The organism is Flavobacterium sp. RSB2_4_14 (genome assembly GCF_051547085.1).
GTDB lineage: Bacteria > Bacteroidota > Bacteroidia > Flavobacteriales > Flavobacteriaceae > Flavobacterium.
Genome location: NZ_JBPTTL010000001.1, coordinates 798,045 through 812,782, shown reverse-complemented (window position 1 = coordinate 812,782; position 14,738 = coordinate 798,045). Strand labels below are relative to the sequence as shown.

Sequence of the window (14,738 nt, the reverse complement as noted above, 5' to 3'; positions counted from 1 at the left end):
ACGAAAAACATAATCACTTTAAAAATATTTAAATTTTGCTATTTGCTTTTATAATAAATAATTGTACTTTTGCAACCCCTTTATTTGGGATGGAATGTTTAATTAAAATAAAATTATGGACGCATTAAGCTACAAGACACAATCTGCAAGCAAAGCCACTGTTACAAAAGAGTGGATCATTGTAGATGCTGATGGTCATAACTTAGGTCGTTTTGCTTCAAAGGTCGCTATGATTCTTAGAGGTAAATACAAGCCAAGTTACACACCTCACGTCGACTGTGGAGATAACGTAATAGTTATCAACGCAGAGAAAATCAACCTTACAGGTAACAAACTTGACGACAAAACGTATATTCGTCACACAGGTTATCCAGGAGGACAAAGAAGTTTGACTGCAAAAGTTTTGCAATCAAAAAACCCTGCTTCACTTATTGAAAAAGCAGTGAAAGGAATGTTACCTAAAAATAAATTAGGTGCAGAACTTTTCAGAAATTTAAATGTAGTAGTAGGAACTGAGCACAAATATAGTGCACAAAAACCTAAAACCGTTAACCTAAACGATCTTAAGTAATGGGAGTTATTCACAAAATCGGTAGAAGAAAATGTGCAGTAGCACGTGTTTATGTTTCTGAAGGAACAGGAAAAATTACTGTAAACAAAAGAGAGTTTGCAACTTACTTCCCAACGGCTACTTTACAATACAAAGTGATGCAACCAATGTCTATGACAAACAATGCAGAAAACTTTGATGTAAAAGTAAATGTATATGGTGGTGGTTCAACAGGTCAAGCAGAAGCTGTGAGAATGGCTCTTGCAAGAGCAATGTGTGAAGTGGAAGCTGAAAACAGAGCTATCCTTAAACCAGAAGGATTACTAACAAGAGATCCAAGAATGGTAGAACGTAAAAAATTCGGTCAGAAAAAAGCGCGTAAGAGATTCCAATTCTCTAAACGTTAATCGAATATTAGTTCATTTATTATTGAAATTAAAAACAAAGTTGTCGATATTCCTTGTAAAAAGGGAATTAGTTTAGCATCGAAATGCAGTCCAAAGTCTCAAAGCCAAATGGCTTAAAGCGAAAAAGGTGACGCATTGCTAATCAAACGGAACGTAAACTATTACACAATGGCAAACAAAATTGACGTTAAAGAATTATTAGAAGCAGGTGTTCACTTCGGACACATGACTCGTAAATGGGATCCAAATATGGCTCCATACATTTATATGGAACGTAATGGAATTCACATTATCAATCTATATAAAACAGCAGCAAAAATTGAAGAAGCTAACGAAGCTTTGAAAAAAATTGCAGCATCAGGTAGAAAAATACTTTTCGTAGCTACCAAAAAACAAGCAAAAGATATTGTTTCAGAAAAAGCATTAGCTTGTAACATGCCTTACATCACTGAAAGATGGCCTGGTGGTATGTTAACAAACTTCGTTACTATCCGTAAAGCCGTTAAAAAAATGGCTACTATTGATAAAATGAAAAAAGATGGTACTTTCATGACACTTTCTAAAAAAGAAAGACTTCAAGTAGATCGTCTTCGTGCAAAATTAGAAAAGAACTTAGGTTCTATAGCTGACATGTCTAGACTTCCAGCAGCATTATTTGTAGTGGATATCAAAGCAGAACACATCGCCATAAAAGAAGCACAAAAATTAAACATTCCAGTTTTCGCTATGGTTGATACTAACTCTGATCCACGTGAAGTAGATTACGTTATACCATCAAATGATGATGCTTCAAAATCAATTGATAAAATTTTATCTTTAGTAACTGCTGCAGTTATTGACGGATTGGCTAACAAAACATCTGATAGTGATATCGCTCCTGAAGTAGAAGCGGAAGTTGCGGAAGAAGTAGTTGCTACTGTTGAAGTTGCTCCAGAAGTAGAAGCAGTTGTAGAAGCTACTCCAGAAGTAGAGACAACAGAAGAAACTAAATCTGAAGAATAAAACAAAAAATAATTACGAATTATTAATTAAGAATTACGAATTATTTTCACTCGTATTTCTAATTTGTAATTCGTAATTTCATTTTAAAAAGAATTTTTAATCATAAAATAAAAAAATTATGTCAACAATCACAATTACTGCTGCAGACGTAAATAAATTAAGACAAACTACAGGTGCCGGAATGATGGACTGTAAAAAAGCTCTAGTTGAAGCGGAAGGAGATTTCGATAAAGCTATACAAAACCTTAGAGAAAAAGGGCAAAAAGTTGCTGCTAACCGTTCTGACCGTGAGTCTTCTGAAGGAGCTGCTGTTTCTTTTATCAATGCTGACAATACTAAAGGAGTAATCATCACTTTAAACTGCGAAACAGATTTCGTAGGTAAAAATGAGACTTTCGTAACCTTAGCTAAAGAATTAGTGGGAAAAGCAATCAACTTCTCGTCTAAAGAAGCATTCTTAGCATCAGATTTCAACGGAATTACTGTGGCTGAAAAATTAATCGAACAAACTGGTGTTATCGGTGAAAAAATCGAAATCGGTGGTTTTGAAATCTTAGAAGGCGCTTTTGTTGGATCTTATGTTCACGTGAACAAAATTGCTGCCTTAACTGCTATTTCTGCACCAATTGCCAACGCTGACGTTTTAACAAAAGACATCTCTATGCAAGTGGCTTCAATGGGAGCTGATACATTATCTTACAAAGATTTTGATCCTGATTTCGTAGCTTCTGAACTTGCTGCTCGTATTGCTGTAATCGAAAAAGAAAATGAAGAAGCAAAACGTTTAGGAAAAACTTTGAAAAATGTTCCTAAATACATCTCTTTTTCTCAATTGACTGAAGAAGTTTTAAAACAAGCGGAAGAAGATGCTAAAGCAGAATTAAAAGCAGAAGGGAAACCAGAACAAATTTGGGATAAAATTATTCCAGGAAAAGTACAACGTTTCATATCTGATAATACAACTTTAGATCAAGAGAAAGCCTTATTAGACCAAAACTTCATCAAAGATGATAGTAAAAAAGTAGGCGATTATGTTAAAGGATTCAACGTTGAAATTACTGGTTTCAAAAGAGTTGCTCTAGGTTAATCCTAAATTAATTCCAATATAAAAGCCCGAAACTTTCAGAAAGTTTCGGGCTTTTTGTCTTTACTATTGTTACCAATTACTTTTTCTCAATAGGAAAATTTCTAGCACGCATCAAAGCATCTGTATTGGAACTTCTTCCTCTAAATTTTTTGTAGGCTATTTCAGGATCAATAGTGTTTCCTATACTGAAAACATTCTCATACAATCTTTTTGCTACAGCTTTATCATACATTCCTTTTCCTTCTGTGAAAGCTTCGGTAGCATCAGCACTGATAGCATCTGCCCATAAATAACCATAATATCCAGCAGCATAATCATCACTTGAAAATAAATGGCCAAACTGTGGAATGCGATGACGCATTACAATTTCGGTTGGCATATTTAATTTTTCTAAAGTTTCTTTTTCAAATTGTTTTAGGTCGATATCTGGATTTTCTAATAAATGCAATTTCATATCAACTAAAGCGCTGGAAATTGTTTCTACCGTTGAAAATCCTTCATTAAAATTGGCCGCTTTCTCAATTCGATTGACCAATGTCATAGGCATGGGAACATTGGTTTTATAATGCAAAGCAAAACGATTCAACACTTCTGGAGTAGCTAACCATCTTTCTAATATTTGTGATGGAAACTCCACATAATCTCTAGGTGTATTGGTTCCTGATAAACTTGGATAAGTCACATTAGAATTCAAACCATGCAACGCATGACCAAATTCATGAAACAATGTACTTGCATCTTCCCAAGACACTAAAATAGGTTCGTTCTCATTTCCTTTTATAAAATTACAGTTATTAGAAACTATGGTAATAACATCGCCATCCACTCTGCTTTGTTCTCTGTAGGCTGTCATCCATGCTCCAGAACGCTTTCCTTTGCGAGCATAGGGATCAAAATACCAAACGCCAACTACTTTCCCGGTAACTTTATTTGAAACTTCCCAAACTCTAACATCTTGGTGAAAAACAGGAACGTTATTTATTTGTTTAAAACTTAGATTAAAAATTTCTCCTGCAACCCAAAACATGCCTTCACGCAATTTTTCTAATTGCAAATAGGGCTTAACTTCGTTTTCATCCAAATCGTATTTGGCTTTTCTAACTTTCTCTGCATAGTAGCGATAATCCCAAGGTTCTATTTTGAAATTTCCTCCTTCAGCATCTACAATTTTTTGCATTTCGGCTACGTCTTGATGTACTTTTTCTACAGCAGGTTTCCAAACCGATAGCATCAAGTCTAATGTTTTCTCTGGTTTTTGAGCCATAGTATTGGACAAACTCCAATCAGCAAATGATTTAAATCCTAATAGCTTTGCTTTTTCAGCACGCAATTTCAGAATTTGAACCACAGTAGCATTGTTGTCGTTTTGATCACCATTATCACCACGCTTTACAAATTGTTCCCAAACCATTTTTCGGATTGGTCTAACACTCGAATAGGTTAAAAAGGGTTCTACATAAGAACGTGTGTTGGCCACTGTTCCTAAATCATTTCTGCCCAATTCTTTTGATTTGGCTTGATAGGAATTTATTAATTCTGTTGTCAATCCCAAAAGTTCTTGAGCTTCTGTAAAACCAATACTTCTTTCGTTTTCATCTGCCAATAAATTTTGGCTAAACTTAGTGAACAACCCAGCCAATTCTTGATTGATTTTTCCAATTCTTTCCTTGCTTTTAGCATCCGCTTTTGCGCCTTCGCGAACGAAATTTGAATAATATAACCATGCTAGTCGTTGTTGTTCTGGAGTTAACTTACTTTTATCGGGAGCATTATAAACCGCAGAAATTCTCTCAAATAATTTTGAATTTTGGAAAATTTTATTGTTTAGTTCAGAGAATTTAGGTGACATTTCAGATTCTAATACACCGAATTCATCAGTGTTTAAATTTGAACTAAAGATGTCAAAAACTGCTTTAATTTGAGTTAATTTTTTTCCTGCTTTTTCAAGCGCTACAAGTGTATTCTCAAAAGTTGCGGGTTTTGGATTATTAGCAATAGCATTGATTTCATCCAGTTTTTCACGCATGGCGGTTTCCAAAGCAGGCTTAAAATCTGCAATTTTATAATCGGTGAATGCAGGAACGCCTCCATATGGTCCAGTCCAATACTTTAAAAATGGATTTGAGGAATTTTGAGCATTGGCAATAAACATAGAGATACTCATTAAAAAGGTTAAAATTATTTTTTTCATTGTTTTAAAGATTTAGTTCAAATATAATCAAAATCAATGGAAGACAATCCAATGGAAGACATCAAAACATATTTGAAAAACTTAAGCATTATTTATATAAATTTGAGAATTCACAAAGCGCTATTTTATGTTTCAATCGAAAAAAGACACGGTTTATGTTGTTTTAGCAGGAATTTTTATTACCAATGCTATAGTTGCAGAACTCATTGGGGGAAAACTCATTCATGTGGGTTCATCTGTAATGAGTATTGGCATTTTACCGTGGCCTATTGTTTTTGTAACTACCGATTTAATCAACGAATATTTTGGAGAGAAAGGAGTTCGAAAATTATCATTGATTACTGCTTCTTTAATTGCCTATACGTTTGTTATTCTCTATTTGGCAATGAAAATTCCGGCGGTGAATGGGGAAAACTTAATTTCAGATAATCAGTTTAATGGTGTTTTTGGTCAAAGCATGTGGATTATTGTTGGAAGTATCATTGCCTTCTTAGTCTCACAGTTAATCGATGTAACTATCTTTCATTTTGTAAAAAACAGAACCGGAAACAAAATGATTTGGCTTAGAAGTACTGGTTCTACAGTGATTTCTCAATTGTTTGATAGTTTTATTGTACTTGGCATTGCTTTTTGGATGACGGGAAAAATGGATACACCAACATTTATAGTTTCTGCTTTTACTGGTTATTCTGTTAAATTATTGATTGCAGTTTGTATGACGCCTTTAATTTATTTAGGGCATTACTTAATTGAAAAATATATTCATGGAAAATAAGATACGTTGCGCTTGGTGCGAAAAAGATGATTTATACCGTGATTACCACGATAACGAATGGGGAAATCCAGTTTATGATGATGACAAGTTATTTGAGTTCTTGGTACTAGAAACCTTTCAGGCAGGAGTAAGCTGGCATTTAATTCTCAAAAAAAGAGAAAATTTTAGAAAAGCATTTCTCAATTTTGATTACCACCAAATTGCGTTTTTTGACGATTATGAGGTTGAAAAATTAATGAAAGATGCAGGTATTATTCGGAATACGTTAAAAATAAAATCAGCCATCAATAATGCCAAAGCATTCATTAAAATACAAGAAGAGTATGGTTCATTTTCAAAATTTATTTGGAATTATGTTGATGGAAAACCAATTGTTAACCATTTCAACTCCTTAAGTGAAATTCCAGCTTACACTCCTTTGGCAGAAAAAATTAGTAAAGATTTAAAAAAACGAGGTTTTAAATTTATTGGACCTACAACAATGTATGCTCACATGCAAGCCACAGGAATGGTCAATGATCATGTGGTCGATTGTTGGAAAAGAAAATAGTGCCCAGTTTTCAGTCGCAGTTTTCAGTCACAGTTTTTATTTAAAAGTATAAAAAATCGAACCTGAAACCCGAAAACCACTAACTTCTCAAAACCCTCATAAAAGTTTCTCTCGAAATCTCAAAAGCGCCTAATTTTTCCAAATGGTCATTGTGGACTTGACAATCCAACAGTTTATAATTATTTTCTTTTAAATAATTGACCAGCCATACAAAAGCTATTTTACTCGCATTGGGCACTTTTGAAAACATACTTTCACCACAAAAAATGTGTCCCAAATCTACGCCGTATAAACCACCAACTAGATCGTTATTCTGCCAAACTTCAACAGATTTTGCATAACCCATTTCGTGAAGCTTTGTAAACGATGAAATTATATCTTCCGAAATCCAAGTTCCATCTTGACCTTTGCGCTCAACTTGTTTACAATTGACAATGACTTCCTTAAAATTTTGATTAAAGGTAACTTTGAATTTATTTTGGTTAATCAAATTTCTAATACTTTTAGAAACTTTGTATAATTGAGGAACAACCACCATTCTTTCCGGTGGCGACCACCAAAGTATAGGTTCATCTTCATTATACCACGGGAAAATTCCATTTTGATAAGCCAAGAGCAATCGCTCCGTTGACAAATCGCCACCAACAGCCAAAATACCTTCATAAGAAGCTTCATCTACAGGTGGAAAAAATAAATCTTTTGATAGGAAATACATTGTTTAATTTCAAAATTCAATAGCAATAACAAAATTCAATTGTAATGAAAAAGTCAGAAATTCAAGTGTTACACTCAAACTTCTGACTTCAAACTTCTGACTTCAAACTTTCTAGAACGGTAAATCGTCGTGCTCTTCCTCTTTGAAATCAGTAGCAGGAGCAAACGCTTCGGCTGGAGGCATTGGAGCCATTCCTGGACTTGGCACTTCAGTTTGTAGTTTTTCGATTCTCCAACCTTGAATGTCGTTGAAATATTTTGTTTCTCCTTGTGGATTTGTCCATTCCCTTCCTCTCAAGTTGATGGAAACTTTAACTGGCTCACCTACTTGATAATTGTTCAACAAATCGCATTTATCTTGCACAAAATTGATACTGATAAATTGTGGATATTGCTCTTCTGTTGCTACAACTAATTCTCTTTTTCTAAAGCTAGCACTCACTTGTTGCTCTGCATTAATCACTTTAATTTTTCCGGTTACTTCCATAATTATTGTTTTGCTAAAAGTACTTTCCAAGCCGAAAGCACATCATTATTATTCAAATATTCTTTTGCTTTTTCGTGAATTTTTTGCTCATCATCTGAACTCAAAACACCCTTAACCGCAAAATTTTGTTTTACAAATATAGTAATTTCTTCTTGTGTTGGCAATGCTTCTACATTCCCTAATTTACCCAAATCATTCCCATCAAAAACAACACTTTTTTTAATAAAATCTGGAATAGCATCTACTCCAATTCCTAGTGTAACCAATGGCTTTTCTACTTCGAACAATCCTTGATTGGAACGTGAATACCAATTGCCACCAAGACGAGAAACCAAATCGATTTTGTGTTGGTCAATTACTCCTTTTTCGTCCAAAACAGTTTCGTTGATGTGAATTTTAACTACTTCACATATAATTAAATTTCCAGCACCACCTTGATTTCCCAAAGCAATAATTTCATTCACTTTGCACTCAAACTGCACCGGACTTTCCGCCACTCGATACGGTTTTATCATATCAGAAGGCAACATCGTTAATCCCGATTTCAAGAACTCATTTACTCCATCAGCATATTCCGTGCTCGATAAAGAAGCTTGTTGTACAATAGCATAATTCACCACATTAATCACTACTTCTCTCGTCGCTTCACAGTTTTCTAGCGTGTGTTTGGTCGTGTTATTTCTAACGCGTCGTGCAGGCGAAAAAACCAAAATTGGCGGATTGGAACTAAACACATTAAAGAAACTAAATGGAGATAAGTTGGGCTTACCATTTTTGTCCATAGTACTCGCAAAAGCAATTGGTCTTGGTGCAACGGCACTTTGCAAATAGCCTTGTAGCTGTGCTGGTGAAAGTGTATGTGGTTCGAAACTGAGCATCTTTTTTTATTTTCCCAAAAATACAATTTTTATTTATTTTGTAGCGACCCGAACGAAGTGAATTGGAGAAGCAATGGTTTGGTCATTCTTGTTGTCCATTTTCCTGCTATTTGTTTCAATAATTTTGTCAAAGTTTAAAACTTTGACAAAATTGATTTCCACTTCTATCAGGGCTAATTTAATAAACGCCTTGCGATTTTAAAGCTTTTCTTTTTATTAGAAAATTTTCTAAATGCAATTTTTCGAAAAAGATTAGTAAGGAAATGTTTTTAAAAAGTATATGTCATTCAAATGTTTAAAAATCAAGGAAATTATTTATAGCATTTTCTTTAATTATAAAATAATTTTGGAGGAAATTGTGATTACAATTTATCCCTTCTATTAATCTCTTCCAAAAATTCATTGTAAGTAAAAATTTTTCCTGTTAAGCTTGGTAGTTGAATTTCAAGTTTTTCATTTTTAAATTTAATATCGTATGCTATTATTTCATAATGCTTAAGGTGCACTTTTAAAATTAACCCTGGTAAACCAGAATATTTGAATGGCCCATCAGAAATTGAAATATCTTCAGTAAACCATACGTAAATAGTATTTCCAAATTTATTTGACGATGCTTTTTTACATTTATAACCTAAAATAGTTTCAGTTTCATCCAAAATTTTCCAATTCCATTCTATTAGATTATCAGCTATTTTCATTTTTTCGTCAAAGAATAGTTCTTCATAAATTTTATTTTTTTCAAAATCTTTTATAAATAATTTTTCTTTTACTCTTAAATCTATTCCATCTGATATAATCTTAGTATCAATACTCTCACCGTTTTCATTAATTATTGTAGTATCAATAATTTCTTCTTCAATCTTTATTTCTATTTTTTCATTTTTGTATTGCGATAACTTACCGTCAGTAATTAATTCATAAGAGTAAAAGTTTGGCTTATAACAAATTTGAATGTTTTTTGGTAAATTTTTTAATTGGGTAGAACTTGAGTTTATTTCATTTTCAAAATATTTTATACTAACCGTTTGAGAAAAACAATTAATATTTGAAAGAAAAAAAAGAAAAAATATTGTTTTCACTATATTAGGTTTTAGTATTCAATATACTAAATCACAAAAAACAAATAACTTGTGCAAATTTTTAACAATTGCTTTAAAAACTTTAACATTTGTTTTTTTAAATTTTCTGATGGTATTTAAATTGTGCTTTTAAAAAAATTTACAAACAATATTTTTATTGCTTTTGTTATATTTATAAAAAATTTCTAAATGCAATTTTCCGAAAAAAGAAATGTTACCCGTTGGATTATCATTATGGCTTCATTTGTCATTGTGAGTTTGATTTTGTGGAATACGTACACTTTTTTTCAAATTTTCAAGAATGAAGAACGTTTAAAAATGGAACTTTGGGCCAATGCCCAGAAAACTTTAATCAATGCCAATGAAAATACTGACGTTGATTTGCCGCTTCAAATATTTAACAACAACACCACTATCCCAGCAATTCTTATAGAAAATAAGAAAATTATAAACCACACTAATATTGAAGAAAATATTACTAAAGACGAGAAAAAACTTTCTGAATTTTTAGAACGTCTAAAAAAGCAAAATGATCCAATTGTTATTGAATATCTGCCTGGAAAATTTCAATATTTATATTATGGAGATTCTTCATTAATCAATAAACTAAAATACTATCCTGTTGCTTTATTGCTCATTATTTTTCTGTTTGGGGCTTTGGTATACAATTTTTATCGCAGTACAAAAATGGCCACCCAAAACAAGCTTTGGGCCGGAATGGCAAAAGAAACGGCTCATCAAATTGGCACGCCATTGTCTTCTTTAATAGGTTGGCTCGAAATCATGAAAGCCGATAATGTGGATGAAACCACTATTACTGAGATTGAAAAAGACATCAATCGATTGCAAACCATTACGGATAGATTTTCAAAAATTGGTTCTGAACCCATACTCGAAAAAAGAAATATCATTGAAGAAACCGAGCAATCATTTGACTATTTGAAATCAAGATTTTCAAGTCAAGTGGAATTTTCATTCAAAGCACCTAAAAATCCTATCATGGTTTCTTTAAACCCAGCTTTACACAGTTGGACTGTGGAAAACTTAGTGAAAAATGCTATCGACGCTATGAAAGGCAGAGGAAAGTTGAAATTGGTGATTGAAGATGATGATAAATGGGTAAACATATTAGTGTCAGACACTGGAAAAGGAATTCCAAAAAATCAATTTAAAAGAATTTTCGAACCCGGTTTTACCACTAAAAAACGCGGTTGGGGTTTGGGTTTGTCTTTGACTAAAAGAATTGTAGTAGAATACCACAAGGGAAAAATAAAAGTACTTAATTCCGAAATAAATAAAGGAACTACTATGCAAATCACTTTCAAAAAGGCATAAAAAAATCTCGTTTTCACGAGATTTAATTTTATAAATGCTGCTGAATAGCTTTTGCTAACTCTTCAAACTCTTCTTTGGTTAAAGAAACTTTTCGCTGAAAACGCATATCGTCCATATCGTGTAAAGGAATTAAATGAACATGAGTATGTGGCACTTCTAATCCAACTACTGCAATGCCTATTCTTTTGCAAGGCACTGTTTTTTCGAGAGCTATTGCCACTTTTCTGGAGAATTTCATTAATCCCAAATACAATTCTTCCTCCATTTCAAAAATCTTGTTGATTTCTTGTTTAGGAATACAAAGCGTATGTCCTTTGGCATTCGGATTTACATCCAAAAAAGCTAAAAAATTTTCGTCTTCTGCTATTTTGTAACAAGGAATTTCTCCGTTAACTATTTTGGTAAAAATACTAGCCATGTTAGTCTCTTGAAATCTCTAAAACTTCGAAATTTAATTTTCCGTTTGGAACGGTAATTTCAGCAACTTGCCCGACAGATTTTCCCAGCAATCCTTTCCCAATTGGAGAAGTTACTGATATTTTACCTGATTTTAGATCGGCTTCACTTTCGGCTACAAGCGTGTATTTCATCTCCATTCCATTGGCTTGATTTTTAATTTTGACATTAGACAAAACCAAAACTTTTGATGTGTCAAGATGACTTTCGTCAATCAGTCTTGCATTTGAATGTATTTCTTCTAGTTTAGCAATTCGCATTTCTAGCATTCCTTGTGCTTCTTTTGCTGCATCATATTCAGCATTTTCAGATAAGTCACCTTTATCTCTTGCTTCCGCAATATCTTGCGATGCTTTTGGACGCATCACGCTTTTCAAATAGTCTAATTCTTCTCTTAATTTTTTTAATCCTTCTGCCGTGTAATACGATACTGTACTCATAATTTCATCATTTATATAAATAGAAAAAATCCCATCGCAACGGGATTTCTTTTTGCAAAGATAGTATTTTTTAATTTATTTCAAATTTGTTTACGTTTAGTAACGTTTGTCAAAGTTAATTAATTTAAATTTGTTTCGCTATAGTAATCTAATAAATTTATATGAAAAAGATTTTTTTTATGCTGTTTATTATTCCTTTTGCCATTAGTTGTGATGGTGGAACTGTAAATAACAACAATCCAAATATCCCAAATTACCCGGTCAATTTGCAAATAAATTTAAATTTACCTGCGTACAGCAACTTACAATTTCCAGGCAATCGCATTATTGACTTTTCACAAGGCGCACGAGGAATTGTAGTTTTCAATACCGGAAGTGGTTTTGTGGCATACGATTTAGCCTGTCCAAATATAGCTTTCACAGTTTGTACAACCCCAATGACTGTTCCACCTGGAAATATTAACGCGACTTGTAGCTGTGATAATACAGTTTATAGCTTGTATTCTGGTCAAAGTGCAGGACAACCATACCCAATGAAACAATATCGCGTCAATCAAAACGGAACTAATTTGATTATTACTAATTAGAATTTCAATGTAAGCCCAGCCAAAAAATTAATTCCGGCTTGTGGATAAAACCCTGTTCCTTCAAAAGTCGTTGTATTTCCTGAACTGTCGGTATCATCAAAAGTGTAGAAATAGCCGTTGGTCTCGTATTCAACATTAAAAATATTGTTGACCAATGCAGAAAAAATTATCGATTTTAGTCCTTTATTGATATTCCATTGGTAGGTAAAATTCAAATCATTTATAAAAAAAGCATCCAAAACTGAGTTTTGCGAGTCGATATTACCCATAAACTGTTGACCTACATATTTTGAAAATAATGAAACCTGCACAGTTTTGATGGGCTGATAGGTTAATCTATTTCCAAAAATAATACTCGGCGAAAATGCAATATCTGTATTTCCTAGGTTTTGTAAAACGCCATCTCGTTGAAAGTTAAAATCTCTATTTTTATTTTGACTTAAAGTCATATTTGGGTTTAGCGTTAATTTTTGGGTCAGTGTAATCAAAGACTCTACTTCTAAACCCAAACGATAGCTGCTTCCACTGTTGGTGAAAATTGGCGAACCTACATCATTCAATGCGCCAGTTAAAACTAGCTGGTCATTGTAATTCATATAAAAAGCATTGGCAGAGAGAGTTACTTTTTTTGAATTGTACTTCCATCCTAGTTCATAATCAAATAGTCGTTCTGGTTTTGTACTTCCGTTTTCATAGTCATCGCGACGCGGTTCTTTATTGGCCACGCCGAAGAAACCGTAAAATGAATTTTTTTCATTTAATTGATAATTCAAACCCATTTTCGGATTGAAAAATAGAAACGTATCGTTCACATCATCAAACCGAAAACTGGTTGCTTCATAAAAAACCATTCGGTATTGTAAATCGGCAAAAACAATCAATTTACCTAATTGCTGTGATGCTTTTGCATAAAAATTTACATCATCTTTATTCCCAATATCATCATAATACCTATTTTCGCTTGGGATGTAATATTGTGTCCAAACTACTTCCCCAAAATGATCACCAAGATAACGATTTGCTGCGCCACCAATCAAAATATCCGTTTCAGGCGTTCTATAATTTAAAGAGAATGTGGCACCAAAAAAATCGTTATCAAGCCATCTTTTTCGAACTAAATCGGAAACTGAATTTCCATTAAAATCGGGCAAATTATAGTCCGCCAATGTTTCATCTTCACGATATTGCTCAAAATATCCTTTCCCGATGGTGTAATGCAGTGCTACATTTGAAATCCATTTTTGAGACCATTTTTCGGACCAATGCAATTGGAAATGATTTTGTGTATAATTATCGGTTTCATCATCATAAAACTGAGTGTTACCAAACTCATCGGTATACATACCAGCAACATTATAGGTTCGATCATTTTTTAATTTTTCTGGGTCTTCAAGACCATACCAAGCTTGATAGGTTTTTTCTTTTCCGCCAAAAGCCAAAAATTTAACTTGTGTTTTCTCAGTTATATAATTTACATTAAAAAAATACCCGGAAAGTTGTGAAGAAGCTCGGTCTATAAAACCATCTGAAGCAATATTGGACAAGCGCGCATTCATTTCAAAATTGTTGTGCAATCCAGTTCCAAAAGCTAGAGTGTGCTTTCGCGTGCCAAAACTTCCCGCAGAATTGGCAATTTCAGCATAGGCTTTTTCTTGAAATGATTTGGTTTGCATGTTTAAGCTTGCGCCAAAAGCACCAGCACCATTTGTTGATGTTCCAACACCGCGTTGCAATTGAACACTTTCTAGAGATGAAGCAAAATCGGGCAAGTTGACAAAAAAAGTTCCCTGACTTTCGCTATCGTTGAATGGAATTCCGTTTAAGGTAACGTTTATTCTTGAACCATCGGCGCCACGAACTCTTAAGTAAGTATAACCAACACCGTTTCCAGCATCGGTTGTTGATACTACAGAAGGCAAAAAATTTAAAAGTACTGGAATATCTTGACCAAGATTGCGCGGAGCAATTTCTTCTTTTGAATAATTGGTAAACGTGATTGGGTTTTTCCCTTTTGCTCTGACAGATGAAACGGTTACTTCATTGAGCGCATTGACTTTTGTAGTGTCTTGTGCTTTTTGCTGTGCTGTTGAAAGTAAAGAAAATAGAGTAAAGAAAATAGATAATAGACTTGTTAATCTAAATGTTTGTGCCATCGATTTGTTGTGGCAAAAGTTGAATAAGGTTTTCATTCGTAAAATAA

The 14,738-nt window shown here is 33.3% G+C and carries 16 protein-coding genes; 8 read left to right on the top strand and 8 right to left on the bottom strand.

Annotated features, from left to right (window positions below):
* Positions 1–115: 115 nt before the first annotated feature.
* From rplM to tsf, 4 genes are all read left to right on the top strand, one after another.
* Entirely contained in the window at positions 116–571 is a 456-nt protein-coding gene (rplM, locus tag ACSVH2_RS03725; RefSeq protein WP_438091813.1) for a 50S ribosomal protein L13, read from the top strand.
* Complete coding sequence (rpsI, locus tag ACSVH2_RS03720) at positions 571–957, top strand: 30S ribosomal protein S9 (RefSeq protein ID WP_438091812.1); 387 nt, start codon at positions 571–573, stop codon at positions 955–957. The genes rplM and rpsI overlap by 1 nt, the downstream gene beginning before the upstream one ends.
* Before the next feature lie 168 nt (positions 958–1,125).
* Positions 1,126–1,959: a 30S ribosomal protein S2 gene (gene rpsB, locus ACSVH2_RS03715; protein ID WP_438091811.1), complete on the top strand. Its 834-nt coding sequence runs from the start codon at positions 1,126–1,128 to the stop codon at positions 1,957–1,959.
* 118 nt (positions 1,960–2,077) lie between these two features.
* Positions 2,078–3,046 (top strand): translation elongation factor Ts, encoded by a 969-nt coding sequence (gene tsf, locus ACSVH2_RS03710; protein WP_438091810.1) that lies wholly within the window; start codon positions 2,078–2,080, stop codon positions 3,044–3,046.
* A gap of 76 nt (positions 3,047–3,122) precedes the next feature.
* Here the strand turns inward: tsf and ACSVH2_RS03705 are convergent, their stop codons facing one another.
* Positions 3,123–5,237, bottom strand: a complete 2,115-nt coding sequence (locus ACSVH2_RS03705; RefSeq protein ID WP_438091809.1) for a M3 family metallopeptidase — start codon at positions 5,235–5,237, stop codon at positions 3,123–3,125.
* A 127-nt stretch (positions 5,238–5,364) separates the two neighbouring features.
* On the opposite strand from ACSVH2_RS03705, the gene ACSVH2_RS03700 reads away from it, so the two are divergent.
* Complete coding sequence (locus tag ACSVH2_RS03700; protein WP_438091808.1) at positions 5,365–6,012, top strand: queuosine precursor transporter; 648 nt, start codon at positions 5,365–5,367, stop codon at positions 6,010–6,012.
* Positions 6,002–6,562 (top strand): DNA-3-methyladenine glycosylase I, encoded by a 561-nt coding sequence (locus ACSVH2_RS03695; protein WP_438091807.1) that lies wholly within the window; start codon positions 6,002–6,004, stop codon positions 6,560–6,562. Before ACSVH2_RS03700 ends, ACSVH2_RS03695 begins: the two co-directional genes overlap by 11 nt.
* A 79-nt stretch (positions 6,563–6,641) precedes the next feature.
* Here the strand turns inward: ACSVH2_RS03695 and aat are convergent, their stop codons facing one another.
* From aat to ACSVH2_RS03675, 4 genes are all read right to left on the bottom strand, one after another.
* A complete protein-coding gene (aat, locus tag ACSVH2_RS03690) occupies positions 6,642–7,277 on the bottom strand; it encodes a leucyl/phenylalanyl-tRNA--protein transferase (RefSeq protein ID WP_438091806.1) in 636 nt (211 codons plus the stop codon).
* A gap of 111 nt (positions 7,278–7,388) precedes the next feature.
* On the bottom strand, positions 7,389–7,763 hold the full coding sequence (locus ACSVH2_RS03685) for a DUF3127 domain-containing protein (protein ID WP_438091805.1): 375 nt from the start codon (positions 7,761–7,763) through the stop codon (positions 7,389–7,391).
* A 2-nt stretch (positions 7,764–7,765) separates the two neighbouring features.
* Positions 7,766–8,641 carry a flavin reductase family protein gene (locus ACSVH2_RS03680; RefSeq protein WP_438091804.1) on the bottom strand — a complete coding sequence of 292 codons (876 nt, stop codon included), beginning with the start codon at positions 8,639–8,641 and terminating at the stop codon, positions 7,766–7,768.
* Positions 8,642–9,003: 362 nt separating this feature from the next.
* A complete protein-coding gene (locus ACSVH2_RS03675; protein WP_438091803.1) occupies positions 9,004–9,720 on the bottom strand; it encodes a GLPGLI family protein in 717 nt (238 codons plus the stop codon).
* 189 nt (positions 9,721–9,909) lie between these two features.
* Here ACSVH2_RS03675 and ACSVH2_RS03670 point away from each other — a divergent pair, with 189 nt between their 5' ends.
* The gene (locus tag ACSVH2_RS03670) at positions 9,910–11,055 is read left to right on the top strand and encodes a sensor histidine kinase (protein WP_438091802.1); all 1,146 of its coding nucleotides are present in this window, start codon (positions 9,910–9,912) and stop codon (positions 11,053–11,055) included.
* A gap of 28 nt (positions 11,056–11,083) precedes the next feature.
* On the opposite strand, the gene ACSVH2_RS03665 is transcribed toward ACSVH2_RS03670, so the two are convergent.
* Together ACSVH2_RS03665 and greA are read right to left on the bottom strand one after the other, a co-directional pair.
* Entirely contained in the window at positions 11,084–11,473 is a 390-nt protein-coding gene (locus ACSVH2_RS03665; RefSeq protein ID WP_438091801.1) for an HIT family protein, read from the bottom strand.
* Between the two features lies 1 nt (position 11,474).
* Positions 11,475–11,951 (bottom strand): transcription elongation factor GreA, encoded by a 477-nt coding sequence (greA, locus tag ACSVH2_RS03660; RefSeq protein ID WP_438091800.1) that lies wholly within the window; start codon positions 11,949–11,951, stop codon positions 11,475–11,477.
* Between the two features lie 161 nt (positions 11,952–12,112).
* On the opposite strand from greA, the gene ACSVH2_RS03655 reads away from it, so the two are divergent.
* Complete coding sequence (locus tag ACSVH2_RS03655) at positions 12,113–12,538, top strand: hypothetical protein (protein ID WP_438091799.1); 426 nt, start codon at positions 12,113–12,115, stop codon at positions 12,536–12,538.
* Here the strand turns inward: ACSVH2_RS03655 and ACSVH2_RS03650 are convergent.
* The gene (locus ACSVH2_RS03650; protein ID WP_438091798.1) at positions 12,535–14,727 is read right to left on the bottom strand and encodes a TonB-dependent receptor; all 2,193 of its coding nucleotides are present in this window, start codon (positions 14,725–14,727) and stop codon (positions 12,535–12,537) included. The genes ACSVH2_RS03655 and ACSVH2_RS03650 overlap by 4 nt on opposite strands.
* Positions 14,728–14,738 lie beyond the last annotated feature (11 nt).

Bases quoted from the DNA above. Each gene is read 5' to 3' on its own strand.
- tsf (WP_438091810.1), top strand. From the start codon at position 2,078: ATGTCAACAATCACAATTACTGCTGCAGACGTAAATAAATTAAGACAA.
- ACSVH2_RS03680 (WP_438091804.1), bottom strand. From the start codon at position 8,641: ATGCTCAGTTTCGAACCACATACACTTTCACCAGCACAGCTACAAGGC.
- ACSVH2_RS03685 (WP_438091805.1), bottom strand. From the start codon at position 7,763: ATGGAAGTAACCGGAAAAATTAAAGTGATTAATGCAGAGCAACAAGTG.
- ACSVH2_RS03695 (WP_438091807.1), top strand. From the start codon at position 6,002: ATGGAAAATAAGATACGTTGCGCTTGGTGCGAAAAAGATGATTTATAC.
- ACSVH2_RS03650 (WP_438091798.1), bottom strand. From the start codon at position 14,727: ATGAAAACCTTATTCAACTTTTGCCACAACAAATCGATGGCACAAACA.
- ACSVH2_RS03665 (WP_438091801.1), bottom strand. From the start codon at position 11,473: ATGGCTAGTATTTTTACCAAAATAGTTAACGGAGAAATTCCTTGTTAC.
- ACSVH2_RS03655 (WP_438091799.1), top strand. From the start codon at position 12,113: ATGAAAAAGATTTTTTTTATGCTGTTTATTATTCCTTTTGCCATTAGT.
- ACSVH2_RS03700 (WP_438091808.1), top strand. From the start codon at position 5,365: ATGTTTCAATCGAAAAAAGACACGGTTTATGTTGTTTTAGCAGGAATT.
- aat (WP_438091806.1), bottom strand. From the start codon at position 7,277: ATGTATTTCCTATCAAAAGATTTATTTTTTCCACCTGTAGATGAAGCT.
- rpsB (WP_438091811.1), top strand. From the start codon at position 1,126: ATGGCAAACAAAATTGACGTTAAAGAATTATTAGAAGCAGGTGTTCAC.
- ACSVH2_RS03705 (WP_438091809.1), bottom strand. From the start codon at position 5,237: ATGAAAAAAATAATTTTAACCTTTTTAATGAGTATCTCTATGTTTATT.
- ACSVH2_RS03670 (WP_438091802.1), top strand. From the start codon at position 9,910: ATGCAATTTTCCGAAAAAAGAAATGTTACCCGTTGGATTATCATTATG.
- rpsI (WP_438091812.1), top strand. From the start codon at position 571: ATGGGAGTTATTCACAAAATCGGTAGAAGAAAATGTGCAGTAGCACGT.
- rplM (WP_438091813.1), top strand. From the start codon at position 116: ATGGACGCATTAAGCTACAAGACACAATCTGCAAGCAAAGCCACTGTT.
- greA (WP_438091800.1), bottom strand. From the start codon at position 11,951: ATGAGTACAGTATCGTATTACACGGCAGAAGGATTAAAAAAATTAAGA.